General features: G+C 50.0%; 24 protein-coding genes, 1 tRNA gene and 1 pseudogene. 11 read left to right on the top strand and 15 right to left on the bottom strand.

The features are described 5' to 3' along the window. The first annotated feature begins 185 nt into the window (after window positions 1-185). Window positions 186-794 carry a glutathione transferase GstA gene (gene gstA / locus K7X24_RS01570; RefSeq protein ID WP_010276635.1) on the top strand — a complete coding sequence of 203 codons (609 nt, stop codon included), beginning with the start codon at window positions 186-188 and terminating at the stop codon, window positions 792-794. Between the two features lie 54 nt (window positions 795-848). Here the strand turns inward: gstA and pdxY are convergent, their stop codons facing one another. The 5 genes from pdxY to anmK form a co-directional block, all read right to left on the bottom strand. Beyond that, the gene (gene pdxY / locus K7X24_RS01565; protein ID WP_224552483.1) at window positions 849-1,709 is read right to left on the bottom strand and encodes a pyridoxal kinase PdxY; all 861 of its coding nucleotides are present in this window, start codon (window positions 1,707-1,709) and stop codon (window positions 849-851) included. 84 nt (window positions 1,710-1,793) lie between these two features. After that, window positions 1,794-3,071 (bottom strand): tyrosine--tRNA ligase, encoded by a 1,278-nt coding sequence (gene tyrS, locus K7X24_RS01560; protein ID WP_010302304.1) that lies wholly within the window; start codon window positions 3,069-3,071, stop codon window positions 1,794-1,796. A 234-nt stretch (window positions 3,072-3,305) separates the two neighbouring features. Beyond that, window positions 3,306-3,989: a pyridoxamine 5'-phosphate oxidase gene (pdxH, locus tag K7X24_RS01555; RefSeq protein WP_224552827.1), complete on the bottom strand. Its 684-nt coding sequence runs from the start codon at window positions 3,987-3,989 to the stop codon at window positions 3,306-3,308. A gap of 106 nt (window positions 3,990-4,095) precedes the next feature. Then, window positions 4,096-4,413: an MliC family protein gene (locus K7X24_RS01550; protein WP_224552481.1), complete on the bottom strand. Its 318-nt coding sequence runs from the start codon at window positions 4,411-4,413 to the stop codon at window positions 4,096-4,098. 96 nt (window positions 4,414-4,509) lie between these two features. Further along, window positions 4,510-5,622 (bottom strand): anhydro-N-acetylmuramic acid kinase, encoded by a 1,113-nt coding sequence (anmK, locus tag K7X24_RS01545; RefSeq protein WP_224552480.1) that lies wholly within the window; start codon window positions 5,620-5,622, stop codon window positions 4,510-4,512. A 347-nt stretch (window positions 5,623-5,969) separates the two neighbouring features. Here anmK and K7X24_RS01540 point away from each other — a divergent pair, with 347 nt between their 5' ends. Beyond that, on the top strand, window positions 5,970-6,437 hold the full coding sequence (locus K7X24_RS01540) for a glycine zipper 2TM domain-containing protein (protein ID WP_005972534.1): 468 nt from the start codon (window positions 5,970-5,972) through the stop codon (window positions 6,435-6,437). Window positions 6,438-6,844: 407 nt separating this feature from the next. On the opposite strand, the gene slyA is transcribed toward K7X24_RS01540, so the two are convergent. Continuing rightward, window positions 6,845-7,282, bottom strand: coding sequence for a transcriptional regulator SlyA (slyA, locus tag K7X24_RS01535; RefSeq protein WP_224552477.1), 438 nt, complete (start codon window positions 7,280-7,282; stop codon window positions 6,845-6,847). Between the two features lie 228 nt (window positions 7,283-7,510). Next, window positions 7,511-7,750 (bottom strand): DUF1289 domain-containing protein, encoded by a 240-nt coding sequence (locus K7X24_RS01530; protein ID WP_224552475.1) that lies wholly within the window; start codon window positions 7,748-7,750, stop codon window positions 7,511-7,513. A gap of 287 nt (window positions 7,751-8,037) precedes the next feature. Between K7X24_RS01530 and gloA the strand changes: the two genes are divergently transcribed. Together gloA and rnt are read left to right on the top strand one after the other, a co-directional pair. Continuing rightward, window positions 8,038-8,445 carry a lactoylglutathione lyase gene (gloA, locus tag K7X24_RS01525; protein ID WP_224552473.1) on the top strand — a complete coding sequence of 136 codons (408 nt, stop codon included), beginning with the start codon at window positions 8,038-8,040 and terminating at the stop codon, window positions 8,443-8,445. A 161-nt stretch (window positions 8,446-8,606) separates the two neighbouring features. Further along, window positions 8,607-9,278 (top strand): ribonuclease T, encoded by a 672-nt coding sequence (gene rnt, locus K7X24_RS01520; protein WP_224552470.1) that lies wholly within the window; start codon window positions 8,607-8,609, stop codon window positions 9,276-9,278. 110 nt (window positions 9,279-9,388) lie between these two features. On the opposite strand, the gene K7X24_RS01515 is transcribed toward rnt, so the two are convergent. Continuing rightward, window positions 9,389-9,739 (bottom strand): Grx4 family monothiol glutaredoxin, encoded by a 351-nt coding sequence (locus K7X24_RS01515; protein ID WP_039359317.1) that lies wholly within the window; start codon window positions 9,737-9,739, stop codon window positions 9,389-9,391. Window positions 9,740-10,080: 341 nt separating this feature from the next. Between K7X24_RS01515 and K7X24_RS01510 the strand changes: the two genes are divergently transcribed. Further along, window positions 10,081-10,932 carry a C40 family peptidase gene (locus K7X24_RS01510; protein ID WP_224552469.1) on the top strand — a complete coding sequence of 284 codons (852 nt, stop codon included), beginning with the start codon at window positions 10,081-10,083 and terminating at the stop codon, window positions 10,930-10,932. 273 nt (window positions 10,933-11,205) lie between these two features. Here the strand turns inward: K7X24_RS01510 and K7X24_RS01505 are convergent, their stop codons facing one another. Beyond that, window positions 11,206-11,295 (bottom strand): YnhF family membrane protein, encoded by a 90-nt coding sequence (locus K7X24_RS01505; protein ID WP_129706256.1) that lies wholly within the window; start codon window positions 11,293-11,295, stop codon window positions 11,206-11,208. Window positions 11,296-11,703: 408 nt separating this feature from the next. On the opposite strand from K7X24_RS01505, the gene purR reads away from it, so the two are divergent. Continuing rightward, window positions 11,704-12,729 carry an HTH-type transcriptional repressor PurR gene (gene purR, locus K7X24_RS01500; RefSeq protein ID WP_224552467.1) on the top strand — a complete coding sequence of 342 codons (1,026 nt, stop codon included), beginning with the start codon at window positions 11,704-11,706 and terminating at the stop codon, window positions 12,727-12,729. Between the two features lie 117 nt (window positions 12,730-12,846). On the opposite strand, the gene K7X24_RS01495 is transcribed toward purR, so the two are convergent. Beyond that, window positions 12,847-13,482: a riboflavin synthase subunit alpha gene (locus tag K7X24_RS01495; RefSeq protein WP_198998917.1), complete on the bottom strand. Its 636-nt coding sequence runs from the start codon at window positions 13,480-13,482 to the stop codon at window positions 12,847-12,849. 246 nt (window positions 13,483-13,728) lie between these two features. Between K7X24_RS01495 and K7X24_RS01490 the strand changes: the two genes are divergently transcribed. Both K7X24_RS01490 and K7X24_RS01485 read left to right on the top strand, forming a co-directional pair. Further along, window positions 13,729-15,102 carry an MATE family efflux transporter gene (locus tag K7X24_RS01490; protein ID WP_224552465.1) on the top strand — a complete coding sequence of 458 codons (1,374 nt, stop codon included), beginning with the start codon at window positions 13,729-13,731 and terminating at the stop codon, window positions 15,100-15,102. 285 nt (window positions 15,103-15,387) lie between these two features. After that, window positions 15,388-15,464: transfer RNA gene (locus K7X24_RS01485), tRNA-Val, on the top strand. 209 nt (window positions 15,465-15,673) lie between these two features. Here the strand turns inward: K7X24_RS01485 and K7X24_RS01480 are convergent. Beyond that, on the bottom strand, window positions 15,674-17,605 hold the full coding sequence (locus tag K7X24_RS01480; RefSeq protein WP_224552463.1) for an FAD-dependent oxidoreductase: 1,932 nt from the start codon (window positions 17,603-17,605) through the stop codon (window positions 15,674-15,676). Window positions 17,606-18,230: 625 nt separating this feature from the next. Here K7X24_RS01480 and K7X24_RS01475 point away from each other — a divergent pair. After that, a pseudogene (locus K7X24_RS01475) lies at window positions 18,231-18,347 on the top strand (IS630 family transposase); the annotation flags it as partial. A 446-nt stretch (window positions 18,348-18,793) separates the two neighbouring features. Next, a complete protein-coding gene (locus tag K7X24_RS01470; protein ID WP_224552461.1) occupies window positions 18,794-19,057 on the top strand; it encodes a DUF3861 domain-containing protein in 264 nt (87 codons plus the stop codon). Between the two features lie 72 nt (window positions 19,058-19,129). On the opposite strand, the gene katG is transcribed toward K7X24_RS01470, so the two are convergent. Both katG and K7X24_RS01460 read right to left on the bottom strand, forming a co-directional pair. Then, window positions 19,130-21,304, bottom strand: coding sequence for a catalase/peroxidase HPI (gene katG, locus K7X24_RS01465; RefSeq protein WP_224552458.1), 2,175 nt, complete (start codon window positions 21,302-21,304; stop codon window positions 19,130-19,132). Between the two features lie 306 nt (window positions 21,305-21,610). Beyond that, window positions 21,611-22,876: a metallophosphoesterase gene (locus tag K7X24_RS01460; RefSeq protein WP_224552456.1), complete on the bottom strand. Its 1,266-nt coding sequence runs from the start codon at window positions 22,874-22,876 to the stop codon at window positions 21,611-21,613. A 79-nt stretch (window positions 22,877-22,955) separates the two neighbouring features. Here K7X24_RS01460 and K7X24_RS01455 point away from each other — a divergent pair, with 79 nt between their 5' ends. Then, the gene (locus tag K7X24_RS01455; RefSeq protein ID WP_151241975.1) at window positions 22,956-23,729 is read left to right on the top strand and encodes a DeoR/GlpR family DNA-binding transcription regulator; all 774 of its coding nucleotides are present in this window, start codon (window positions 22,956-22,958) and stop codon (window positions 23,727-23,729) included. Between the two features lie 33 nt (window positions 23,730-23,762). On the opposite strand, the gene K7X24_RS01450 is transcribed toward K7X24_RS01455, so the two are convergent. Continuing rightward, entirely contained in the window at window positions 23,763-24,554 is a 792-nt protein-coding gene (locus tag K7X24_RS01450) for a Cof-type HAD-IIB family hydrolase (RefSeq protein WP_224552454.1), read from the bottom strand. Window positions 24,555-24,919: 365 nt separating this feature from the next. Continuing rightward, on the bottom strand, window positions 24,920-25,234 hold the full coding sequence (locus K7X24_RS01445) for a DMT family transporter (protein ID WP_039359393.1): 315 nt from the start codon (window positions 25,232-25,234) through the stop codon (window positions 24,920-24,922). Window positions 25,235-25,501: the final 267 nt, after the last annotated feature.

Genomic DNA, 25,501 nt, shown 5'->3' with positions numbered 1-25,501 from the left:
GTATAAAAATTTGGTTTTGCACCGCAAAAATCGCCAAAATTTCACGCGGAAATCATACATAAGGAGTATTTTGCAAGAGGCCTCACACTCTCCCGTTACGTTTTGTTGTAAAAAAACGACATGTCGTTATTCAACAATCATCAGCGCATGTGTTGATGGAAAAATAATAATAGGAAGGGGTTTCCATGAAACTGTTTTACAAAGCTGAAAGCAGTTCTCTTTTTACACACATTGTTTTGATCGAATCCAAATTGGAATTCAAGCTGGAGAAGGTCAATCTGCGCACGAAAAAGACAGAGCGTGGCACCGACTATACGTTCATCAACCCGAAAGGGATGGTGCCCGCGTTAGAGCTAGATGACGGGTCTGTTCTGACTGAAGGTGTCGCTATCGCCGAGTACATTGCCGATCTGGTTCCACACTGTAACCTTATCGCTCCTACCGGCAGTATGGCGCGCTACCATACACTCGAATGGCTGAATTACATCTCTGCTGAGTTGCACAAAACGTTTACGCCGCTCTTCCGTCCTGGTACGCCGGAAACGTATAAAGAGCTACTGATGGAGTATTTGCAGGTCAAATTCCGTTATATCAATCTGGTGTTAAGTGAACAGAACTATCTGGTCGCCAACCGCTTCAGTATCGCCGATGCGTATCTGTTTACCGTAATGCGCTGGGCGCAGTCGCTAAAACTGGATATGTTCCGCTACCCTGCGCTGGCGGCTTACCTCGACCATATTGCCGAGCGCCCTTCCGTCGTTACCGCGCTTAAGGTTGAAAGGTTGAAAGGTTGAAAGGTTGAAAGGCTAACATGCAATAACGCCCCGGTATTCGGGGCGTTATACGTTTTACGACAGGCGAATCGCCTGGAAGTGATGACGCGGATTGACAATCCCATCCTGAGCTGCAACCAGCTGTAGCTCATATTCATTCATCTCTTTCGTCACCAGCATAACCTCATAGACCGCCGCCGTGGTGTGCTCCAAGGCTTTATCCAACGCCACACCCTTCAGCAAGTTCACCAACAGTAATCCACTGGTCAAATCGCCCACGCCTACTGGTTGACGTTCAAACTCCACCAGCGGGCGGCTGATGTGCCAGGCATCCGTCGGCGTCACCAACAGCATTTCAAAGCTATCTTCACGCGTGGCCGCTCGGCTAAGGTGCTTCACCAGAACGATTTTTGGCCCTTTTGCACACAGCGCACGCGCAGTCTCTACGGCTTCCGTCACGTTATGCACGGTACGACCGCCAAGCAGTTCCAGTTCAGGCAGATTCGGCGCAATAATGTCGGCCGCTAGCAGCGACTGCTGACAGTGGAAATCAGACACGCCGGGCGCGACGATGCAGCCTTTCTCCGGCGTACCCATCACGGGATCGCAGAAGTACAGCGCATCCGGGTTGGCTGCTTTAACCTGACGAACAATACCCAGAATATGCTCCCCTTGATCGGCGGAGCCGATATAGCCGCTCAATACTGCATTACAGGTCTTCAGCTTGTCGATGTTCGCAATTCCCTGCACCACGTCGGTCAGATGGCTGGCTGGCATCACACACCCCGTCCAGTGACCGTATTGGGTATGGTTCGAGAACTGCACCGTATTCAACGGCCAAACGTTTGCGCCCATCCGACGCATCGGAAACTCTGCCGCACTGTTACCGGCATGACCAAAAACGACATGTGATTGGATGGAAAGTATATTTTTCATTAGCTATGACTCAAATCCTTGCCAGCGCCTGTGCGCCTCAACTTACAAGAAGAAAGGGAGCTGACGCTCCCTTATCGGTGATGCTTATGCTTTCCAGCAGATCAGGCAGTAGTGCTTTTTGCCGCGACGCAGCAAGGTGTAGCGATCAAACAGACGGTCGGAATCGCTGAAGGTGTATTCAGGATCGGCCTGTTTTTCGCCGTTAATGGTTACCGCATTCGAAGCGATCATCGTACGAGCCTGACCGCGTGACGGCACCAGCTCAGCGCTGACCAGCGCCTGTTGTAAATCCGCGCCGTTTTCCAGTTCGATAATCGGCATACCATCCTGTGCCAGCTGCGCAAAATCGTCCTGAGTCATATCCTGCAATGCGCCAGAGAACAGGCTTTGTGTAATACGACGAGCCGCTTCCAGACCCGCTTCACCATGAACCATACGAGTTACTTCTTCCGCCAGCACATACTGCGCGCGTGGAGCTTTGCCGCTGTTTTTGTCTTCTTCTTCCAGGGCATCGATGTCTTCAAGGCTCATGAACGTGAAGAATTTCAGGAAGCGGTACACATCGGCATCTGCCGTGTTGATCCAGAATTGGTAGAATTTGTAAGGACTGGTCTTGCTGGCATCCAGCCAGATTGCGCCGCCTTCCGTTTTACCGAACTTCGTCCCATCAGATTTAGTAATCAGCGGTACGGTCAAGCCGTAAACCTGTTTCTGGTTCATGCGGCGCGTCAAGTCGATACCGGACGTGATGTTACCCCATTGGTCAGAACCACCGATTTGCAGTTCGACATCATGCTGCTTGTTCAGCGAGGCAAAGTCGTATCCCTGCAACAGGTTGTAAGAAAACTCGGTGAACGAAATACCGACGTCATCACGGTTTAAACGCTGTTTGACGGCTTCTTTGCTAATCATCTGATTAACGGAGAAGTGTTTGCCGATATCACGCAGGAAATCCAGCACGTTCATATTGCCGAACCAATCGTAGTTATTGGCGGCGATCGCGCTGTTTTTGCCGCAGTCAAAATCCAGGAATGGAGAAACCTGACGACGAATTTTCTCTACCCACTCACCCACGGTTTCAGCCGTGTTCAGCTTACGCTCGGTGGCTTTAAAGCTTGGGTCACCAATCAGCCCCGTGGCACCGCCAACCAGCGCAACCGGCTTGTGGCCAGACAGTTGGAAGCGTTTCAGGCAGAGCAGCGGCACCAGATGCCCCAAATGCAAGCTATCAGCGGTGGGATCAAAACCGCAATACAGTGCAATTGGCCCTTGCGCCAGCCGCTCTGCTAACGCTTCCTCATCCGTCACCTGGGCAATCAAGCCCCGCTCTTGCAATTGTTTAATCAGGTTACTACTCGCCATCGATAACTCCATTTTTATAAAAATAGGCCGTTACGTTCCCATTGGGTTTACGCACAATGCCGTGAGAGATGCGCAGCATACCTGTCTGCTGTCGCATGATGATTTCGCTGCTGCATGACGTTACGCAACCAGCTATGAACGCCATATCGCCGCGCAATGCCCAGTCAATGCGAAACCTCATAGGATAAAGTGCTGATGATAGGAGCGCCAGCGTTTAACACGGATATTTCGCGATTAAGGCGCTAAACGATCGATCTGCCAGCCCTCGTCCTGCCGCTGGTAGAAAAATCGGTCATGCAGGCGGTGTTCACCGCCCTGCCAAAACTCAACAGAATCGATAACGACGCGGAAGCCCCCCCAGAAGCTCGGCAAAGGCACCTCACCATTCTGGAATTTTTGCTTCAATTCCAAAAATTTGCTTTCCAGCACGCCACGCGCTGAAATCCGGCTGGACTGCTTTGATACCCACGCACCAATCTGGCTGTCTTTCGGGCGACTGTGGAAATATTTCAGCACCTCAAGCGCCGGCAGCTTCTCTACGCGTCCCAGCACGATGACCTGCCGCTCCAGCATATGCCAAGGGAACAGCAGGCTGATGCGTGGATTGTTTTCCAGATGATGGGCTTTGCGGCTGCCCATATTGGTATAAAACACCATGCCTTTCTCATCATAGTGTTTCAGCAGAACGATACGCTGGTAAGGCTGTCCGTGTTCATCCACGGTCGCAACGGACATCGCGGTAGGATCGGCCAGTTTCGCGTCGCAGGCCTGCTTCAGCCAGCGTTCAAATAAATCCAGTGGATTAGCGGGAAGATCGCTACGGCGAAGCCCGCCACGCGTGTATTCACGGCGGATGTCAGCAATATCGGCGGGTTGAATAAGAGGAGAACCGTCAGAAGAGGAGCGTTCCTGAGTCATAATATCCTGCTGTCGCAATGTCGGGCCAGAAGCGGGCGAAAATCCCATTTTGCTCCCGTACCCGAAAAATCGCAATCAGCAGCGGCATCCGACCGTGCGGCGTCAGTTACATCGGTGCCAACACACAGTCGTCTACGATAACCCGTTCACCCCGTTGGATAAATGCACGGTCGCCTTTACTCCAGAAGGTGTAGGTATCATCACTGTATCTGACGCCAGACGCGGACACCACTTGAGGGAGCGTCAGACGTTCACCGTCCATCAGGAAACTCACCTGTGGAGTCGCTTCACCGCCCTGCTGTAGCGTAACGGTTAGCGGCATTGTGCCGCATTGATAATGCAGCGTTTCCACCGTCTGTTTATGGCCAAAATAGCTGCACCCGCTCAGCAGCATGAGCGCTGTCCCCGCCAGCAATCGTTTCATTTTTTCTCCTGTCATTTTTGTCGATGGCGGCAACTGGCGCTGCCGTTCATTTAAGTTTAACAAGAGGATAACCATGAGCCTCTCGGCAAAATCTGATTAATCCGCGCTGACCGGATAAATCGCGCCTAACACCGTTTCCTGACTTGCCCCCGTGACGGACGGCAGATTGCCCGGCAGCCCTGATAGCGTGCGTGACGCCAGCCAGGCAAACGCCAGCGCTTCCATATCATCGCCACTCACGCCACATTCATCCGTCGTGCTGACTTCGATGCCCGGCAGCAGCGCCGAGAGACGCGCCATAATGAGAGGATTACGTGCGCCACCGCCGCAAACCAGTAAGCGTTCGCATCCACCGACCAACAGCACCTGTTCAGCGATGCTCATAGCCGTTAACTCAACCAGCGTCGCCTGAACATCCTGCGGCGCTATCGGCGGCAGACCAGCCAGCATTCTTTCCAGCCACCCCAGATTGAAATACTCACGCCCGGTGCTTTTGGGCGCTCGCAACGCAAAATAAGGATCGGTCAACATTCGGCGTAGCAATAGCGGATTTATCTGACCGCTCATCGCCCACACGGCGTCTTTATCATACGGTTGCGTGCAGTGCCGCCAGATCCAAGCATCCAACAACATATTCCCGGGCCCCGTGTCGTAACCGCGCACGGGCGCACCCGGCACCAGCAGCGATAGATTGGCGATGCCACCGATGTTGAGCACGATACGTCGTTCGACAGGATGCAATAGCAATGCATGGTGGAACGATGGCACCAGCGGGGCGCCCTGTCCGCCATAAGCCAAATCTCGGCGGCGAAAATCCCCTACGGTCGTGATACCAGTCAAGGCAGCAACACGGTTATTATCGCCTATCTGCAACGTACAAGGTGCATCACCCGTGGGCTCATGCCAAACCGTCTGCCCGTGGCAGCCAATCGCAGTGATATCCTGCGCACCTAGCGCCACCTCTTTAAGCAGCGTCAGCACGGCTTCTGCAAACAAGATTCCCAGACGCGTATCCAGTTGGCCAAGGGCAGACAGCGTTACCGCCTGCCCCTGACACATCCCCAGAATGGCCATTTTGATATCCTGCGGGATCGGGTGACAATAGCTAGCCTGCTGAGCAACCGTATGCTCGTCAATCGCGACTAGCACGACATCCACACCATCAAGACTGGTTCCGGACATCACGCCAATATATCTGCCTGATCTCATCATATAGCCTTTGCCCTGTGGGATAAAAAGAGAACATCGATAACAATCGTTACCACGGGGATAAAAATAGCACGTTAACACACTGAATTATTAAATTTTTTGTGTTTTTGCCACACAGGTTAGATTTTAACCCAGAGTGGGGTTTTGATAAAATTTGCTACAAAAAAACCATTTCTCATGCGCTTTACCCCTCTGTTTATACGCAATTTAAGCGCACTATTATATTCTGAAAAAAAGAGTAAAAAGAGTGGCATGCTATACTGAGCCAGACCATAATTTATTGGTATAACACTGCGTCGGCCGAGGCTGAGCCAGCCCGACATATTCGCTATTAAGGAGTCCGTATTATGATGAAGCGTTTACTTGTGGTTACCCTTGCTGGGATCACACTGGCTGGTTGTGCTAATACCAGTACGCTTTCAGGTGATGTTTACAGCGCATCCGAAGCTAAACAGGTACAGACCGTGACCTACGGCACCATCGTTTCTATGCGCCCAGTTCAGATTCAAGCGGGAGAAGATTCTAACGTTATCGGTGCGTTGGGTGGTGCGGTACTGGGTGGTTTTCTGGGCAACACTATCGGCGGCGGTTCTGGCCGTAGCCTAGCGACAGCGGCTGGTGCGGTGGCAGGTGGCGTAGCAGGTCAAAGCGCAACGGGTGCACTGAACCGGACACAGGGCGTAGAGCTGGAAATCCGTCGTGATGATGGTAGTACCATTATGGTGGTACAAAAACAGGGCGATACGAAATTCAGCGCGGGTCAACGCGTTGCCATGGCAAGCAATGGCCGCAGTATCACCGTTTCTCCACGCTAATATTGTATGACGATCGCCGCTATCCGCGGCGATCGTCACAACGAATTAATTAACTCCCAGAATGAATAACCAATAACAGGTATTGGTATACTCGTCATAACTAAAATTGCATGTACGTTGGCTACGCTATTTGGCACACTGACGTGTACCTCGCCCTGCTGGGGTCGCTGCAAGCAGCGTTCAAATCTGCCTTTGGCAGAGTTGTTACCTCGCCCGAATCACTTACTCGTGTAAGCTCATCGGGACTCTTTCTCTTGCCGCGTTACGAGACACATCTGCATGCGCCTCGCCCTTACGGGCCAACGCTTTGCGTTGTTCAAAATGCTAACGCTTTGTCCTGAAATTCGAATTATTTAGAGTACAATATTGCTGGGATTTAATTCTCCCTTTGCGTAACCCAAATTTAGCTACGCTTGATTTTCATGTAATGCCAATATATTTTTCTCAAGTCGCGAAACTAGCAGCGCTAATTCATCAACCTGCTCCGGCGTAATACCAAATAATACTTCATTACGTGTATGACTAATTACGCCATTAACTGCCTGTATTATCGGTTCTGCCGCATCAGTCAACATAATACGTTTTGCCCGACGATCGTGTGCACAAACGTGGCGAGTGATTAACCCTTTCTCTTCAAGCTGATCCAACGTCCGAACTAATGAGGGTTGCTCTATCCCTATCGCTTTGGCCAGTTGAATTTGCGACTGGCCCGGTGGCAAATGGTATATATTATGCAACGTAACCCAATGTGTTTGAGTTAATTCGAGTGGTTTTAAACGATGATCGACCAGTGCACGCCATACACGCACTAGACGAGCTAAATCAGATCCTAATGGCAGTTCCATCATCTTTCCTTATTGTTAGCACGCTAAATTATATCCCTGGATGGCAATCAACTCTGATTTATAAAAATAAAAAAATGGTTTTATTATTGTATAAAATAAATCCTTCACGGAAGGTGACTTTATCAAATAAATGTTTTTTAAAATAATCTCCCGTTTATTTTATTTAAGCGAACATATCAGCATTTCTTAAGCAAAATTTCTGCGAAAATAGAACGCTTAAAAAATCATCTAAAAAAACGATAACTGACTAGATCCTACGGGCATATCGGCTCTATCCGAACGTTGTAACCGTTTCATTCTCTGACGGCACAGGCGCAGTATATCCTGTTTCTGCATATCACTCATTTGGTTCCAACTAAAACGTTCATTACGGCTGCGAAAGCAACCACGACAATATCCGCGTTCGTCCGTTTGACAAATACCACTACATGGATTAAGGACGGCAAAGAGTTCAAGTTGCTCTGGCACAACCCCTCCCGCTACAACTCTCTTTATTGAAGCCCTGTTCTTCTGTACTGGCAAGCCCAAATGGACAGTCACAATGAAAATAATTAGATAATCATTGTAATAACTGACTATTTTTTACACGTAAGGCAAATCCATATCAACCCAGCGCACCGTTTATCCTTGCTTACAGTACGTTTTAACACAAACCTTATCGCAGTGCCGCATTTTTAGCATCATCCGAATGGCTTAGACTCTGCAGAACCACGACGTTATACTTTTCCTCTACTGCATGTTTTAACGAGGATACTATGCGCTTACTTCATACCATGTTGCGTGTTGGCGATTTACAACGTTCTATCGATTTCTATACCCAGATCCTAGGCATGCGCGTGCTGCGCACCAGCGAGAATACCGAATACAAATACACGTTGGCTTTCGTCGGTTATACCGAAGAGAGCGAGGGTGCGGTTATCGAACTGACCTACAACTGGGGTGTCGACAGCTATGATCTGGGCAACGCCTATGGTCATATCGCATTGGGCGTTGACGATGTTGCCGCAACCTGTGAGCGTATCCGCAAAGCGGGTGGCAATGTGACACGTGAAGCAGGCCCAGTCAAAGGCGGCACCACGGTTATCGCATTCATCGAAGATCCAGACGGTTATAAAATTGAATTAATCGAAAATGCCCACTCTGGCAAAGGCCTCGGTCACTAATTTTCTGCGCACTACATTCTGATCACTACAGGTGCTGTATCAGCGCCTGTTCTTATCTCTCCCCTGTCATCTCCACCGTTTGAAACGGCAACGGGCATGCTGCATCTCCAGCCAAAATTTGCAATAATGCGCGCTGCGTTTTGCTAACGATTAAGAGAAAAATGGCTGATAAAAGTGATCTGAACGCCCTGAACGGCCGTTTTCGTGGGTTTTATCCGGTAGTGATTGATGTTGAAACTGCTGGATTTAATGCGAAAACCGATGCCTTGCTGGAAGTCGCGGCAGTAACATTAAAAATGGATCAAGACGGTTGGTTGCAGCCAGATGAAACGCTACATTTTCATGTTGAGCCATTCGAAGGCGCGATTCTGGAACCCGCCGCGCTGGCATTTAACGGCATTGACCCCACCAATCCGCTACGCGGTGCGGTGAGTGAATACGATGCACTGCATGAAATTTTCAAAGTCGTGCGTAAAGGAATCAAAGATCAGGGCTGTAACCGCGCTATTATCGTGGCACATAATGCCACATTCGATCACAGCTTTATGGCCGCAGCAGCGGAGCGTTGTAGTCTGAAACGTAATCCATTCCACCCTTTCGCCACATTCGATACCGCAGCGCTCAGCGGGCTGGTTTTAGGCCAAACGGTTCTTGCTAAAGCCTGTATTACCGCCGGTATTTCGTTTGACTCCAGCCAGGCGCATTCCGCGCTGTATGACACTAATCAGACCGCGTTGTTGTTCTGTGAGTTGGTTAATCGTTGGAAACGTCTGGGTGGGTGGCCAATGGCGCTGGAAGGAAATTCGCTCGAAGACACGTCAACCAAAGACTGAGAAGGCACCAACACGAATAGTAAAAAACGGGTGCCATAAGGCACCCGCTGGGAATATTCACGCTCGCAGCCTAACAATGCCTGGCATTGTCATTACGCATGATGAAAGAATTATTCTTGATCGGCCTGCTGCGCTTTGTATTTGTCAGCCGTTTCTTTGATCAGCGGTTGCAATTCACCGCGCTGAAACATTTCCATCACGATATCACAACCCCCAATCAACTCACCGTCAACCCACAACTGCGGGAATGTCGGCCAGTTCGCGTATTTCGGCAGCTCAGCACGAATGTCTGGGTTCTGCAAAATATCAACATACGCAAAACGTTCGCCACAGGCAGACAACGCCTGAACAGTCTGTGCGGAAAAGCCGCAGCTTGGCAATTTCGGGGAGCCTTTCATGTACAGCAGAATCGGGTTTTCAGCAATTTGGCGCTGAATTTTTTCAATTGTCGGTGTCGTCATCTTCTTGCTTCCTTAATTCTATAGGATGGCTAACGTCCAAAGCGCTAGCCATGAGCCGCCGTCAGAGGTGCTACGACAGCGACATTGACTCAGTGATATTGTACCGATGCCACGAGCCACAAAAAAACGCCATTTTTTGTAGGGTTATTTTTTCCTGAAGTCATTCATCATTGATGAAATCAACGTCAGAAAGCGCTGATAAATCAAGCGAAAAAATAACTATTAACGTTTTTTCACTATTCTGTATGAATAAAGCGACCGTGCCCACTTTTTTATGACGCCGTTTTCAGGAATACTGTAAGGATTGAGCGAGTTAAGGATTATGTTCGGTCACTGTTATTATGCGCTTATTTATTACTCTTTTTATATTATTTTTCAGTAACCTATCCCTGAATGTGGTTCAGGCTGCGCCGCATACCCCGCATTCTGCGCCGAAAAAAAGCACCGTTGAAGAAACGAATAAGAAAAGCCGTCAAACAAAGGGTAATGCCAAGTCACCGACTCCGATCAAAAGCAAAAAACCAGAACCTACCGCCGCCAGCAATAAAACCAAATCCCGCAACGCTAACAAATTGACAGAAAAAAAACCGTCACGGACGCAAAGCGGCACGCCTGCACTAGTGAAAAAAAATCTTAAAAAACTGAAGCTTGAAGAAGTAAAGCAAACAACGGCACAGGCCAGAGTCAAAACTGGGTTAAAAAAGACCGCTTTCAAAGGGAAGGGGGATAAAAATCCGTCCCCCACAGAGAAAGGCATGGCGCTGAGCGCAGCGCATAAAAAACGTTATCAGCATGCAAAAACAACGGCAATGAATAAATTGATGAGCCAAATAGGTAAACCTTACCACTGGGGAGGATCCTCTCCCTTTACCGGATTCGACTGTAGCGGGCTGGTCTATTACGCCTATAAGGATGTCGTCAAGATCCAAATTCCACGCACCGCAAATGAAATGTATCACTTACGTGATGCCGCCCCGATTAAAAAGAGCGAACTGGAAAGTGGCGATCTGGTCTTCTTCCGCATCAATAATCGTGGCGCAGCCGATCACGTCGGAGTTTATCTGGGTGAAGGGAAATTTATTCAGTCGCCGCGTACGGGGTCAGATATTCGCATCAGCAAGCTGAGTGAAGATTATTGGCAGGAGCACTACGTTGGCGCGCGCCGCGTAGTTACGCCACAGACAATTCGTTAAGAACGGATTATATTTGGTATACCCTAAATAATTCGAGCTTCAAGAAGCAGACAAGAGAAGATCAAATTCGTCGGGAACGAATTTGACCAGCAAACGGCTGGCCTTTGAACGCTGCTTGCAGCGGCCCCAACGGGGCGAGGTCCACGCAAGTGGACTGAGTATCGAAGCCAACGCACAGGCAACGTGAAGTATGACGGGTATAAAAGCGATTCAGACACGTTTATGCATCACAAACGTGTCTGAATGCCTAATCAGCACATGAGCGCCGATCGGTTAGTTCAGCACCGCAATAAAGCTAAACGTGATGATCACAGCCAACGAACCAACGGTTGTCAGCAAAGACATCTTCAGATCTGTATCCATAAATCACTCCTTATTAACGAATAATTTTCATCTGAAACTTCATCTAAAAAAAACACCACCATACGCAGCAGAACCGATTTAAGCAGTTATAGCTACAAATAATAGGGTTATTACGATTCTTTCATAATTCTAGCGAAAAATCTCGGATGAATGCATCACTATCGGATAAACGCATCACTAATAGTATAAATTAGCCCTTTCACTTTCATGATAAATCGGACACAATCCGCTGTTTATGAAAGCGCTGCGTATCAGTCGAAAAACGTCAACCCAGACCCCTTCGGTATAACATTCGGCATTCTCCTTCTGAAATCCTGTTTTTTAGCTTAGAAGAAGAACTTTAAACGTAGGCAAACGATTAACAATATACTTACGTCTGTAACAGGTAAGTTCAGGAGTCATTTTTAGATGGCAACGATTAAAGATGTGGCAAAACGTGCTGGCGTTTCCACCACAACCGTATCGCACGTGATCAATAAAACACGTTTCGTCGCCGAAGAGACTAAGGCAGCCGTCAGGGCAGCAATCAAAGAATTGCATTATTCACCCAGCGCCGTCGCCCGCAGCCTCAAAGTTAATCACACTAAATCTATCGGCTTGCTGGCCACATCCAGCGAAGCCCCCTATTTCGCCGAGATCATTGAAGCCGTTGAAAACAGCTGCTATGCCAAAGGCTACACGCTGGTGCTGTGCAATTCGCATAACGACATCGGCAAACAGCGCGCTTATCTTTCCATGCTGGCGCAAAAACGTGTCGATGGCCTGTTGGTGATGTGCGCCGAATACCCGCCCGAATTATTAGGTATGCTGGAAGATTATCGCAGCATTCCGATGGTCGTTATGGACTGGGGACAGATGCACAGAGATTTTACCGATACGATCATCGATAACGCCTTTGAAGGCGGTTATATGGCGGGCCGCTACCTGATTGAACGCGGCCATCGGGATATCGGTGCCATCCCCGGCACTCAAGAACGCAACACCGGAAGCGGGCGCTATCTCGGCTTTTTGAAAGCGTTGAAGGAAGCCGACATCACCGTGCGCGACGAATGGGTGGTTCGGGGCGATTTCGAACCGGAATCCGGTTATAAAGCCATGCATCAGATTCTTGCGCAGAAACAGCGACCAACAGCCGTGTTCTGTGGCGGCGATATCATGGCGATGGGTGCCATCTGTGCGGCAGACGAACTGGGCCTACGCGTGCCGCAGGATATTTCAGTGATCGGTTATGACAACGTGCGCCACGCGCGTTTCTTTACACCGGCGTTGACCACTATCCATCAACCGAAAGAGCGGCTGGGGCAATCCGCCTTTGCGATGTTGCTGGATCGTATTACCAGTAAGCGGGAAGATGCACACGTCATTGAAGTACACCCGACGCTGATTGAACGGCGCTCGGTGGCAGACGGCCCCTACCTCGACTATCGCCGCTAACTACAGCAAGTCTGAGCAGGAATAAAATTAAAGTGGGCTGTAGATTGCGCGTCGGCAGAAAAGGGATACCGGACGGTAAAGATGCCGTCCGGTATCCTAGGATGTACAATGTAGGAATTACTCTTCGTTGGCGAGTTCGCTCGCCTGCTTGCTAGCCAACACGCGCTCGACGGTATCCACCACGGCCTGTGTCTGCGGGTCGATTTCAATATTGATGCGATTCCTCAGACGTTTCTGCCCCAGCGTGGTACGGTTCAGCGTTTCTGGAATTAAATGCACGCAGAAGCGCCCGCGGGTGACTTCCCCCACCGTCAGGCTGATGCCATCAATTCCAACAAAGCCTTTATGCAACACGTATTTCATCAGCGCTTCATCAGCCAGGCGGAACCAAATCTGATGGTTATTTTCTGAAACCTGAATCTTGACCACTTCCGCCGTACACATGATGTGCCCCGACATAACATGTCCACCGATCTCATCACCGAATTTCGCGGCTCGCTCAATATTGACGACATCGCCTTCATGAATATCGCCCAGATTCGTTAATCGCAGCGTTTCCTTCATGAGATCAAAACTGACACGATCGCCGTCAATGGCGGTTACCGTCAGGCAGCAGCCATTGTGCGCCACCGATGCACCGGGCACGAGCCCAGGAAGCAGCTCGGGTGGGAGTTGGACAATGTGCGTGCGAAAGTTGGATTTTTCTTCAATCGACACCACCGGCGCGGTGCCCTGAACAATACCGGTAAACATGCGGTTTGCCTCTTAAAAACAAAGAAATGACTCTGTGCAGTGTGCCCGATATTTCACGGAAAACCAAACCGGAATGCCATATACCACATTGCTATCGAAACTGTAGCGTAACAAAAAGAATATATTCTCTTCCATGCTGGTTTACTTTCGTTAAGCCGTTACAATAACGCTCTCTTTATCCCGATCTGTTTTTCATATCTGAGTCATTTATCCTGCTATTACGTTAGTCATTCAAGGAAGGTATCCGTGCAACAGTATCTGACAGAAGCGCGTAAATTATCGGCGCTTGCTGTTCCTGTCATTATTGCGCAAGTGTCTCAAACGTCGATGGGTGTGGTTGACACCATCATGGCCGGTGCTTATAGCGCCACCGATATGGCCGCCGTCGCAGTGGGAACCTCAATCTGGCTCCCCGCTATTCTTTTTGGTCATGGCCTGCTACTGGCGTTAACGCCTGTTGTCGCCCAGCTCAACGGTTCCGGCCGTCGCAATCGTATTTCTCATCAGGTGCGGCAGTCCTTTTTCCTCGCTGCCATCATTTCGGTGCTGACGATGCTGGTGCTGTATCAGGGGGAATACGCGATTAACCTGATGAGCGACGGTTCACCTGAACTGGCTGCGAAAGCTATCGGCTATCTGCACGCGTTGCTGTGGGGCGTACCCGGCTATCTGTTCTATCAGGTTTTACGCTGCCAGTGTGAAGGGCTATCCAAAACCTACCCCGGCATGATGATTGGATTCATCGGGTTGTTAATCAACATCCCGATTAACTACATATTCATCCACGGTAAATTTGGTATGCCCGAACTGGGCGGCGTAGGTTGCGGCGTCGCCACCGCGTCGGTTTACTGGATCATGATGCTGCTGATGATGCTCTATACCCGACGTGCCTCCTGGCTACGTGATATCCGTCTTCATCGCCCGGCATTCCGGCCAGATTTTACCGTGCTGAAGCGCCTGTTTGGCCTTGGTTTACCCATCGCGCTAGCCCTGCTTTTTGAAGTCACGCTGTTTGCCGTGGTTGCCCTGCTGGTGTTACCGCTGGGGGTTGTCGATGTAGCAGGTCACCAAATTGCCCTGAATTTCAGTTCGCTGATGTTCGTCCTTCCGCTCTCGGTGGGTGTCGCTACTACCATTCGCGTCGGACATCGGTTAGGGGAAGGTTCGGTTGAGAACGCCCGCATTGCCGCGCATACAGGGATCATGGCCGGCGTAGCGCTAGCCTGCTGTACGGCAATCTTCACCACGCTGCTGCGTGGGCCGATTGCCCTACTCTACAATCAGGATCCACTGGTAGTAGCAATGGCCTCGCAGCTCATGTTGTTGGCTGCGCTTTATCAAATTTCTGATGCCGTTCAGGTAATCGGTACTGGCGTATTGCGTGGCTATAAAGATACCCGTTCGATTTTTTATATTACCTTTGTCGCGTATTGGGTGTTGGGGTTACCGAGCGGCTATTTGCTGGCGTTGACCGATGCCATCGTGCCACGCATGGGGCCTGCGGGTTTTTGGTGTGGTTTCATTATTGGCCTGACGGCGGCGGCGGTGATGATGGTGACGCGGATTCGTTTCCTTCAACGTCAACCCGCCGCACGGATTTTAGCGCGCGCCGCCCGCTAGATAACGTTTCACCCAGTTTTATACCCTAAATAATTCGAGTTGCGTGAAGGCGGCAACCGAACGAATCCCCAGGAGCTTACTCAAGTAAGTGACTGGGGTGAGTAAGGGCAGCCAACGCACAAGCAGCTTGAAGAATTACGGGTAACGTCGAAAAAAACGACGAAATGGATACAACCCCAGCAATCAAACTGGCAAGAGCACAAAATTGCATTTTTCCTCTTGCCAGTTTTCCCCTTGATCGCTACTATTCGCATCGCTGTCAGACATGCAGCACGGTATCTCAATGCGTTCATAGCTCAGTTGGTTAGAGCACCACCTTGACATGGTGGGGGTCGTTGGTTCGAGTCCAATTGAACGCACCATTTCTTGTTTTTCCTGCGAATTAATTCTTTTTTATTTCACCTCTTTTATACCTCATTTGTCCGTTTATACTGGCGGTTGCAGGCACCGTATATTACCCCATTGACACAGCGGTGAGAGTAAAAGGCCAGAAGAAGTTGACTCCCCTACCAGGTTTTTAGGGTTATTCATTGGCGAACCACGTTATTCGCGAATTAGACTTGCGGGTGAATCAAACAATACTCATCCCGATATCAAACCCTTCTCTGGCGGCAACCAATGCGTTGCTGGTTTTCACCGCACCGCCAATTACCACCGTGTGATGAGCCCCCCCCCTTAATTCCTCGATCAATGCTGTCGCTGGCGTATACCCCAACGCAATGACCACCGTATCAGCTTGCAGCGCATACTGACCACGTTCATTTTCCACCCTGACTTCAGTTTCAGTAATTTCCGTTACACGCGTGTTCAGACAAGATGCCACGTCATAGTCGTTGAGTAATGCCTGAAGATGGACTTTACTCACGCCATCCAGCTCGATCAGCAGTTTATCGCGCAGTTCCACGAGGGTGACCTCTTTCTGCTGCATGGCAAGATGCGCGGCAGTTTCACCGCCGACCTCACCACCACCTGCGACGACAACCCGTTGCCCAACCGTTACATTTCCCAACAGGACATCCTCAGCCAATACGACATGAGGTCGGTGAATCCCCTTAATCGGCGGCAGCGAAGGGTTACCTCCGGTAGCAACAATCACCATATCGGGTTCACCTTGCTCCACCAGCGTTTTAGTCAGCGTGGTATTGCAGAGGACTTGCACATCGTGTTTCGCCAGCTCTCGGACAAGCCAGCCGGTATACGTTGCCAACTCTCCCTTGCCCGGCGGAAAAGCCGCAGAACGGAACTGCCCGCCCAATGAGGCATTTTTCTCGAATAGCGTAACGTGATGCCCACGTAGCGCAGCGCTACGTGCCGCTTCCATCCCCGCTGGGCCGCCTCCCGCGATATACACGCGTTTAGGTTCATCCACCTTGCTGTAATCCAACTCACCTTCTCGCCCGAGGGAAGGATTGACCAAACAGGTAAACGGCGCGCCGTGATACAGGCTTCCCGTGCACCCCTGCATACAGCCGATGCAATAGCGGATGGACGCTAAATCGCCCGCTTTAGCCTTATTCGGCAAATGCGGATCTGCCAGCGACCCACGACCCATAGCAATAAAATCCGCTTTTCCCATCGCCAGAATAGTATCCGCCATGCGCGGATCGTTGATTCGGTTCACCGTGATAACCGGAATCTGCACCAACTGCTTAATCTCTTCTGCCAGCGATACCGTCCAGGCATGGCCGACATACATGGGTGATACTGTACCGTACTTGTTGCGATCGCCGTAAGCACCTACGGACACATTCAGTGCATCAACACCCCACTTTTCAAGCAGTTGCGCCAATACACGCGCCTCGGAGATATCCCTCCCACCGACCACGCCTTCATCGGCAGAAAAACGCACGGTGATAGGAAAGTCCGCACCGACCTGCTGTCGAACTGCCTGATAGATCTCCTGCAAGAAACGAACGCGATTATCAAAATGACCGCCATATTGATCGATACGCTTGTTAGCATACGGCGAAAGAAATTCCGCAATCAGATAGCCATGCCCAGCATGAATTTCCACACCGTCGAAACCAGCCAGCTTAACCCTGCGCGCGCAGTTACCGAAATCCTGCACGAGCTGCTGAATCTCACTCATCGTCAATGCTCTAGGTATCTCCTGCAACCATGGACAGGGAATGGCAGAGGGCGCGACAGGCTGCATGCCACCATTGACACGTGAAGAACTTTGTCTGCCAGCATGGTAGATCTGCGCGAAGATTTTACTTTCGTATTGATGGATGGTGTCGGTCAGTTTTTTATGGCTGGAGATTTGCTCGTCATTCCAAAGCCCGGCAATAAACTGGTATCCCATAGCATGTTCATTGATGGCATAGTCTTCCGTGAAAATCAGCCCCCACCCGCCTTTCGCTTTCTCTTCATGGTAAGCGATATATTTATCACTGGCCGTTCCATCACGATGACAATAATTTGCCACCATAGCGGGGACGACAAGCCGGTTAGGAATAACACACTGATTTATTTTATAAGGGTGAAACAGTTTCTTAAACATGGTTTACCTCTCTCACGACATTTTTATGTGAATGAAATTTATTTCAATTTATTTCTTAAATTTTAAATTCAGTATCCAAATAGACTGAAAATATAATTCAATACATACTGAGCATTAGAATTTATTTTAAAAGATTACACTGAATAGCAAATATCATTCAATAAAAGTTGAGTAAAAGATCACGAAAATAAAAAAATTACAAAATAAAAAAACGACAACCCATCGAAAATGGATACCAATGTAAATAACAATTAATTTTGTGTTATTGTTTTGTTCGGGTCGCTTCTACATACTGGCAACATAATAGACACACACATCAACACTATATTTATATTCCGTAAAATAATGATATTATATTAATAATATATACTCTAAATAATTCGAGTTTCAGGAAAGCAGCAAGCGAAGGAATCCCGATGAACTTACTCAAGTATGTTCATCGGGTGACTGACAAATCTGCCAGAGGCTGGTTTGAACGCGGCTTGCAGCGGCCCCACGGGGCGAGGTCCACGCAAGTGGACTGAGTATCGTAGCCAACACACATGTAACTTGAAGTATGACGAGTATATCCATAATCATTGAAGATGCTTGATTTTATGTGACGTGGAGATCATGCTGATCCGCTATGAAGATATTTATTACCGACGAGCAGAAAGACGAACTTGAGCACCTTCATGACACAACTTATACAGTTCGTAATCGTATTAAAGCTGTTCTTCTTGCCTCGGAAGGCTGGACCTCTGCGCCTGCACGAAACGACGGGAAGCCGAATCCGGCTGAATATACTGGGCGCGCTGAATCTGAGCGCAATAGAATGCTCATGGAAAGTGATGAACGGACATGTGTGGAATAATCAATTTTTAAAAAAAACTCGTGACGTTCGGAATGCAATATTCAATCTTTATCAACCACATTGCCAGAAATAGCAGACTCACTGACGTCTGGAATTCACGCTCTTTTTCAGGTACTCAAACCTGCATCTTGAGGTTTATTGGGTATATAATAATTAATACTCTATATAATTCGATTTTCAGGACGGCGGCAAGCAAAGGAATCCCGATAAATTTACGCAATCGAGTGATTCGAACCAATACGCATGCAACTTGAAGCTGGCGAATATAGCACCGATAAAGAAATACAGGGCATAGCCTATTGGGGTTACCATTATTTCAATTTACCGAGACCATTATGGGAAACGTTTATCAGATCGCGCTGGCAGAAAAAGCCGAGCAGAAACGCACGCTGTCGTTTGAATGCTCAATTCACGATGATTTGTTCAAGATTCTGGAAAAAGTCGATGGCAAAATGGACATGACGCCGGAACAGACTCAGACCTTTATTGTGGGGTTGAAGCTATTTAGTGAAGTGATGATGCAGAATAGAAAGCACCCGCTGTTTAAGGAATTCGCTGCCCCGTTCAGAGAATTTATGCTTAATCTCAAGAAGCAGTGATCCACACAGGGTCACGCAGCAAAAATGCTGCTCCCCGCGCCGTGAAAACACCGGCGTGGGGAGCGTGACGTCTTACTCTGCCAGATCGAAGCGATCCGCATTCATCACTTTCACCCAGGCTGCGACAAAGTCATTCACAAACTTCTCTTTGCTGTCGTCCTGTGCGTAAACCTCAGCGTAGGAGCGCAGAATGGAATTGGAGCCAAAGACCAGATCCAGACGCGTCGCGGTCCATTTGACTTCACCCGTTTTACGATCGCGGATTTCATACAGGTCTTTACGGTACGGCTTCCACGTGTATTTCATATCGGTCAGGTTGACAAAGAAATCATTCGTCAGCGCCCCTTCACGATTCGTAAATACGCCGTGTTTGGTGCCACCGTAGTTGGTCCCCAGTACACGCAGGCCGCCAACCAGCACGGTCATCTCTTTCGCCGTCAGCCCCATCAGCTGGGTACGATCGAGCATCAGCTCTTCCACGCTCACGGCATAGTCTTTCTTCAGCCAGTTACGGTAGCCATCGTGAATAGGTTCAAGGACGTCAAAAGACTCTGCATCGGTCAGGGCATCGGTGGTGTCGCCACGTCCCGGTGCAAAAGGCACGATTACCTGCACACCAGCCGCTTTCGCTGCTTTCTCAATCCCCACATTGCCCGCCAGCACAATGGTATCGGCCACGCTGGCCCCCGTTGCAGCGGCAATACTTTCCAGAACGACTAACACACGCGCCAGATGTTCAGGTTCGTTCCCTACCCAGTCTTTCTGCGGGGCAAGGCGAATACGCGCGCCGTTGGCACCGCCACGCATATCAGAACCACGGAACGTACGGGCGCTATCCCAGGCGGTTGAGACCAGTTCACTGATGGAAAGGCTACTTTCTGCAATGCGTGCTTTGACCACATCAACATCATAGTCGGTACGGCCAGCCGGAACCGGATCCTGCCACAGCAAATCTTCCTGCGGCACATCTGGGCCGATGTAACGCGCTTTTGGCCCCATATCGCGGTGCGTCAGTTTGAACCACGCACGGGCAAACACTTCGGAGAAGTAGGCCTGATCCTGATAGAAACGCTCGGAAATCTTGCGATATTCCGGATCAATTTTCAGCGCCATATCGGCATCGGTCATCATCGGGTTGTAGCGGATAGACGGGTCTTCAACATCAACCGGCTTGTCTTCTTCTTTAATGCTGACGGGCTCCCACTGCGATGCACCGGCTGGACTCTTCTTCAATTCCCATTCGTGATTGAACAGCATGTGGAAGAAACCGTTATCCCATTGCGTCGGGTGTGTGGTCCAGGCGCCTTCCAGCCCACTAGTGACAGTGTAACGACCCTTACCCGTTCCTGTCGGGTTACTCCAACCAAAACCTTGTTCTGCCACATCCGCACCTTCCGGTGCCGCCCCCAGCAGGCTGGCATCGCCATTACCGTGGGTTTTACCTACCGTGTGCCCGCCCGCTGTTAGGGCAACAGTTTCTTCATCATTCATCGCCATACGGGAGAACGTCACACGCATATCCTGTGCGGTACGCAACGGATCGGGATTGCCATCGACGCCTTCCGGGTTAACGTAAATCAGCCCCATCTGTACGGCCGCCAGCGGGTTTTCCAGCGAGGTACGATCGTCGCTGCCATAACGCCCTGTGCTCTCTGCCAACCACTCTTTTTCCGATCCCCAGTAGGTATCTTTTTCCGGATGCCAGATGTCTTCACGACCAAAAGCGAAACCGAATGTTTTCAGCCCCATGGATTCATACGCGATATTGCCCGCCAAAATAATCAGGTCTGCCCAACTGAGCTTATTGCCGTATTTTCTTTTGATTGGCCACAGTAAACGGCGCGCTTTATCGAGGCTGACGTTATCCGGCCAAGAGTTAAGCGGTGCGAAGCGCTGATTACCGGTTCCGCCGCCGCCGCGACCATCGGTCGTACGGTAAGAGCCCGCCGAGTGCCAGGCCATACGAATCATCAGGCCGCCATAGTGGCCCCAGTCCGCTGGCCACCACTCCTGGCTATCGGTCATCAGTGCATGCAGATCTTTTTTGAGGGCATCGACATCAAGAGTTTTAAGGGCGTCGCGGTAGCTGAAATCGCTGCCTAACGGGTTGGTCTTGGTATCATGCTGATGAAGAATGTCGAGATTGAGGGCATTTGGCCACCAGTCGGTGTTTGATGAGCCAGTAGAAGTATTTCCGCCGTGCATAACCGGACACTTGCCGGCTGGTTTAGTGTTATTTTCGTCCATCGTTATCTCCCAGTATGTTGCATTGCCTTAATCACTGCGCAAGAAGGTGGGGTCGTTCTCCAATAGCCTTACCTTATGGCAGCGGAGCACATCACCGATTCCTTCTTCTTGATGCAAGACAGTGCCAGAGTCTCCCTATCATTTATAATTGTATATGCTAACTTCTGCGATAGCTTAACCTGATTAAAAGCGGCTCAATGCACATTTTTCCTATCTGCATCAATAATCTCGCCGATAGAACAGTTTGCGATAATGAGCCTGCTTATCATGGATAGTACCCATCGTTTAAGGATCGAGGTATCGGGGCTACCGCGACGGAGAACGGAGTATGAACTGAGTAATTTCGGCGCGTTTCCCTAAGCGGATCGGAAAACCGTTCCACAGGCCCGCGCCGTTGCTCACGTAGAGATGCATGCCATCCACGTCATAGCCGCCGGACACATAGCCTTCATTCGCCAATTGCGTCACCCAATGCATACCCAACACCTGACCGCCGTGCGTATGGCCGGAGAGCTGTAAATCCACTCCGGCACGCGCATTCTCTTTCGCCCCGGTTGGTCGATGACTAAGCAGAACAACGGCGGTATCCGGCGCTATCCCGCTGAGCGCCGCAGCCGTATCTGGTAGCAGCTGTTGAAAATCAGCAGCGGTGCGATCGGTGATCCCTGCCAGCACAAACGCGGCATTATCGCGTTCAATCGACACATTTTCATTGAGTAACATACGTAAGCCCAACGTATTCAGTCGTTGCACCCATTGCGTATATTCCACGTAATATTCATGATTGCCCACGATGGCAAACACGCCGTGTGGCGCGGTCAGGTTACGCAGCGGTTCCATATCATCGTGACGAGCACTGACGGTGCCGTCGGCCAGATCGCCGGTAATCACCGTCAGATCGGGCTTAAGTGCATTGGTTTTTGCCACCACCGCCTCCATCCAGGGGCGCTGTAACAGGCGGCTGGCATGTAAATCCGTTAGCTGTACCAGCCGGAAACCATCCAGCGCGGGCGGCAACTGCTTCAACTCAACCTCTACCGTACGTACCTCGGGAACGCGCACGACTTCCCACACGCCAATCGCCGCCAGCCCCATCGCCACAACGAAAATTCCACCACGCAGCGCCATATTGTTCAGCAGAACCTGTCCAGCAGACCGGGATAACAGACGCCCCACGACACCGATAAGATCGATAGCCAACAACAAGAACGCGGATATCAGCAGCGCGCCAAACGCCCATCCCAGAAACATCAGGACAAACGCGGGCACTTCCGGCGACGCCATCGTGCCAAAGAAGGTACGTGTAATCAGATGATGCTGCGACACGAGCAGCAGCAACAGCGCCAGTATGCGCTTCACGGGCACACCGACACGCAAGCGCCAGACCAGACGCCAGATAACATAGAGGGCGATAAGCCCGGTAATGACATGAAACACGGCTAGTTTTCTCTCTTTATCGGTGATGTCGGTATATTGACGCGTAAATTTTACACTATGACGCACACATTGCAGATCAACGCGGTAGAGGTGTTGTGTTGCCAGAAGGTGCAGATTAACATGACGCCATTCCATGCTGTACACATCATTGAGCAGAATGAACCCCGCTCGCTGGGGGCAGGTTGTGCATCATTTTGATTAACCAAGGACATTTATGTTCGATTACACCGACTTTCCCGAGCAACGGCAGTCCAAAATCAGGCAGATCCTCAGCGAGGAAGGTAAAGTCGTCTGCGCCCAGCTCTCACGTGAATTGAACGTATCCGAGCACACCATACGGCGTGACCTGAAAGAACTGGCGCAATCCGGTGCCTGCAAACGCGTCTACGGTGGTGCAGTCAGCATGCCACCAGAAGTGATTGATTTTGCCAGTCGAGCCACTATTGATGCCGCCCAGAAAGATCGCATCGCTCAGGCGGTCATCCCGCTGATAAAGCCCAACAGCTGTGTCTTCTTTGACACTGGCACCACCAATCTGGCGGTGGCGAAACAGATCCCAATGGGCCTGAAGTTTACCGCCGTGTGTAATTCGCCCATTATCGCGGCAGAACTGATGCAGTATCCGGATGTAGAAGTGATTTTTCTTGGCGGAAGGATTCAAAAAGAGGTCGGCGGCGCGATTGGCATCGATACGCTCAGGCAGCTAGAGAAGATGTATTTCGATCAATGCCTGTTAGGAGGCTGTGCCTTTGATGCAAATGAAGGCCTGACCGTTTTTGAATATGACGACGCCGAATTCAAAAAATGTCTGGTGACCCGCAGCAGCGAAGTGATCGTGGCTCTGACTGCCAATAAGATCTCCGCATTAACGCGCTATCGCGTGGCGGCATGTGATGAAATCACCACGCTGGTGACCGATGATGAAATCTCTCCTGCCTGCCAGAGCGTATTAAGCGAAAAAAATCTCGATGTGATTATTGCCCGATAAAGCGACGGTAGCCCCAGCGGCTGCCGGTTCACTTTATGAAAGCAGCAGCTTTATCGTTTTTAATACCCCATCGTCGTCATTGCTGCGGGCAATAAAATTCGCCGCCGCTTTAGTTTCTTCAAACGCATTGCGCATCGCAAAGCTGTAAGCCGCACGGCTCATTAGCTCAATATCATTGTAACCATCGCCGAACACCATCGTTTCATCGGGTGTAATCGCCAATTTATCCTGAAGGATTTCGACGGTGTGTCCTTTGTGTACGCCAACGTTGGCAATATCTATCCAGGACGCTTCGGAAACCACGATATAGACATGGTCGTGAAACGCATCGAGGTACTTCGCCGTCTCGTGACAGTGCCCTTCTGGGTCATAAACCGTGATTTTCACAAAATCATCGGTCACAGCAGCAAAACTGGGTATCAGCGTCACGTTGGTGTACGACTTTTTCACCTTTTCCAGTAAGGCAGGGCTAATCGTTTCTTTCACCATCGCTCCCTGTGAGGTACAACCGATGACCACGTGCCGATCGTCTACGCTTTCCAACACGCCAATCAGGCTCAAGGCAAGACGGTTTTTGATGAGCGATTGGTAAACGTAATTTCCCTGATGCTTAATGCGCGTCGCGCTGTCACCCAGAATCCAGATATCTTTCGCTGCATCGCCAAAAAGCGCTTCGACCCGCTCACACTGTTTGCCTGTGCAGACAGCAAATCGCACATCCTTCTCTTTCATTAATGCATAAACGTCGGCAAACAAGGCTCTGTTGTAATCGCCATCGCTGTGAAGAAACGTGCCGTCCAGATCGGTAATTACCAACTTGATCATTCCACTCCCCTTTCAGATTGTACGTACACAGATAGCCGCGAGTCAGGCTGTAATCTGCCTGAACAAAGAGACATCGCTTTTGTGCGGTGTGTTAGATGATTGACGTGATGATTAACCGTTAACGCTCGATTTAGCTCGACAAAGTAATAAACACTCTACAACGAGCATAACGCGGACAATAACAATCACTTTTCGTCAGATTTATTGAGATATTACGCGAAAATAAGCATAGCATTTATTGATAATGCGCAACAAGAATCAACATCAATCAATAATGAGCAATAAAGAAAAAGAGTGAAAAGCAGTGGCAGAGCCGCGATGAAGATGGCTCTGCCACACGTCAGAGGTTATTCAGAAAGTAAACATCATGAAGATAGCTTCATCAGAACCAGGCCGCTAACGATCAACAGCGCAGCAATAATCCTCATCAAGCTGGCAGGTTCATTCAGGAATACCAATCCCACCACAAACGCCCCCACCGCGCCAATTCCCGTCCAGATGGTGTAAGCCGTGCCCAAAGGGAGAGATTTCATCGCCATGGATAACAGCGCAAAACTGACGATCATGGCGACAATCGTGACAGCCGATGCGCCTATTTTCGTGAAGCCATCAGACAGTTTCATGCTGTAAGACCAGACAATTTCAAACAAACCGGCGAGCGCTAACAGAAACCAGGCCATACCCAGTTCTCCTTTACAGTGAAGATGGGTCGTCCCATGAGTCCTTTTCGCGCCAGGGGTCGTCCCCTGTCAGGATGATATGCCGCGATACGATAACGTTGCGCTATCAGGGAGTAAAGTCTTTGCGCAACAGGCCACCAGCCGTCTAATCGCTTAAAAATTTTCGGGAGAAATTTTTAACGTTGCGTCAGCAACAGCCCGTAAAGGAGGCAGGTGGGAAGCTCGTCATAAAAATGAACCACCACAGGGGCATCATTCGACGAATTC

The sequence above is a fragment of the Pectobacterium versatile genome, from assembly GCF_020166435.1.
In the GTDB taxonomy this organism is placed as follows: Bacteria; Pseudomonadota; Gammaproteobacteria; order Enterobacterales; family Enterobacteriaceae; genus Pectobacterium; species Pectobacterium versatile.
Note: the sequence above shows the minus strand (reverse complement) of the source record. Positions and strands in the feature narration are given on the sequence as shown.

Bases quoted from the DNA above. Each gene is read 5' to 3' on its own strand.
- gstA (WP_010276635.1), top strand. From the start codon at position 186: ATGAAACTGTTTTACAAAGCTGAAAGCAGTTCTCTTTTTACACACATT.
- pdxY (WP_224552483.1), bottom strand. From the start codon at position 1,709: ATGAAAAATATACTTTCCATCCAATCACATGTCGTTTTTGGTCATGCC.
- tyrS (WP_010302304.1), bottom strand. From the start codon at position 3,071: ATGGCGAGTAGTAACCTGATTAAACAATTGCAAGAGCGGGGCTTGATT.
- pdxH (WP_224552827.1), bottom strand. From the start codon at position 3,989: ATGACTCAGGAACGCTCCTCTTCTGACGGTTCTCCTCTTATTCAACCC.
- K7X24_RS01550 (WP_224552481.1), bottom strand. From the start codon at position 4,413: ATGAAACGATTGCTGGCGGGGACAGCGCTCATGCTGCTGAGCGGGTGC.
- anmK (WP_224552480.1), bottom strand. From the start codon at position 5,622: ATGAGATCAGGCAGATATATTGGCGTGATGTCCGGAACCAGTCTTGAT.
- K7X24_RS01540 (WP_005972534.1), top strand. From the start codon at position 5,970: ATGATGAAGCGTTTACTTGTGGTTACCCTTGCTGGGATCACACTGGCT.
- slyA (WP_224552477.1), bottom strand. From the start codon at position 7,282: ATGGAACTGCCATTAGGATCTGATTTAGCTCGTCTAGTGCGTGTATGG.
- gloA (WP_224552473.1), top strand. From the start codon at position 8,038: ATGCGCTTACTTCATACCATGTTGCGTGTTGGCGATTTACAACGTTCT.
- rnt (WP_224552470.1), top strand. From the start codon at position 8,607: ATGGCTGATAAAAGTGATCTGAACGCCCTGAACGGCCGTTTTCGTGGG.
- K7X24_RS01515 (WP_039359317.1), bottom strand. From the start codon at position 9,739: ATGACGACACCGACAATTGAAAAAATTCAGCGCCAAATTGCTGAAAAC.
- K7X24_RS01510 (WP_224552469.1), top strand. From the start codon at position 10,081: ATGCGCTTATTTATTACTCTTTTTATATTATTTTTCAGTAACCTATCC.
- K7X24_RS01505 (WP_129706256.1), bottom strand. From the start codon at position 11,295: ATGGATACAGATCTGAAGATGTCTTTGCTGACAACCGTTGGTTCGTTG.
- purR (WP_224552467.1), top strand. From the start codon at position 11,704: ATGGCAACGATTAAAGATGTGGCAAAACGTGCTGGCGTTTCCACCACA.
- K7X24_RS01495 (WP_198998917.1), bottom strand. From the start codon at position 13,482: ATGTTTACCGGTATTGTTCAGGGCACCGCGCCGGTGGTGTCGATTGAA.
- K7X24_RS01480 (WP_224552463.1), bottom strand. From the start codon at position 17,605: ATGTTTAAGAAACTGTTTCACCCTTATAAAATAAATCAGTGTGTTATT.
- K7X24_RS01470 (WP_224552461.1), top strand. From the start codon at position 18,794: ATGGGAAACGTTTATCAGATCGCGCTGGCAGAAAAAGCCGAGCAGAAA.
- katG (WP_224552458.1), bottom strand. From the start codon at position 21,304: ATGGACGAAAATAACACTAAACCAGCCGGCAAGTGTCCGGTTATGCAC.
- K7X24_RS01460 (WP_224552456.1), bottom strand. From the start codon at position 22,876: ATGGAATGGCGTCATGTTAATCTGCACCTTCTGGCAACACAACACCTC.
- K7X24_RS01455 (WP_151241975.1), top strand. From the start codon at position 22,956: ATGTTCGATTACACCGACTTTCCCGAGCAACGGCAGTCCAAAATCAGG.
- K7X24_RS01450 (WP_224552454.1), bottom strand. From the start codon at position 24,554: ATGATCAAGTTGGTAATTACCGATCTGGACGGCACGTTTCTTCACAGC.
- K7X24_RS01445 (WP_039359393.1), bottom strand. From the start codon at position 25,234: ATGGCCTGGTTTCTGTTAGCGCTCGCCGGTTTGTTTGAAATTGTCTGG.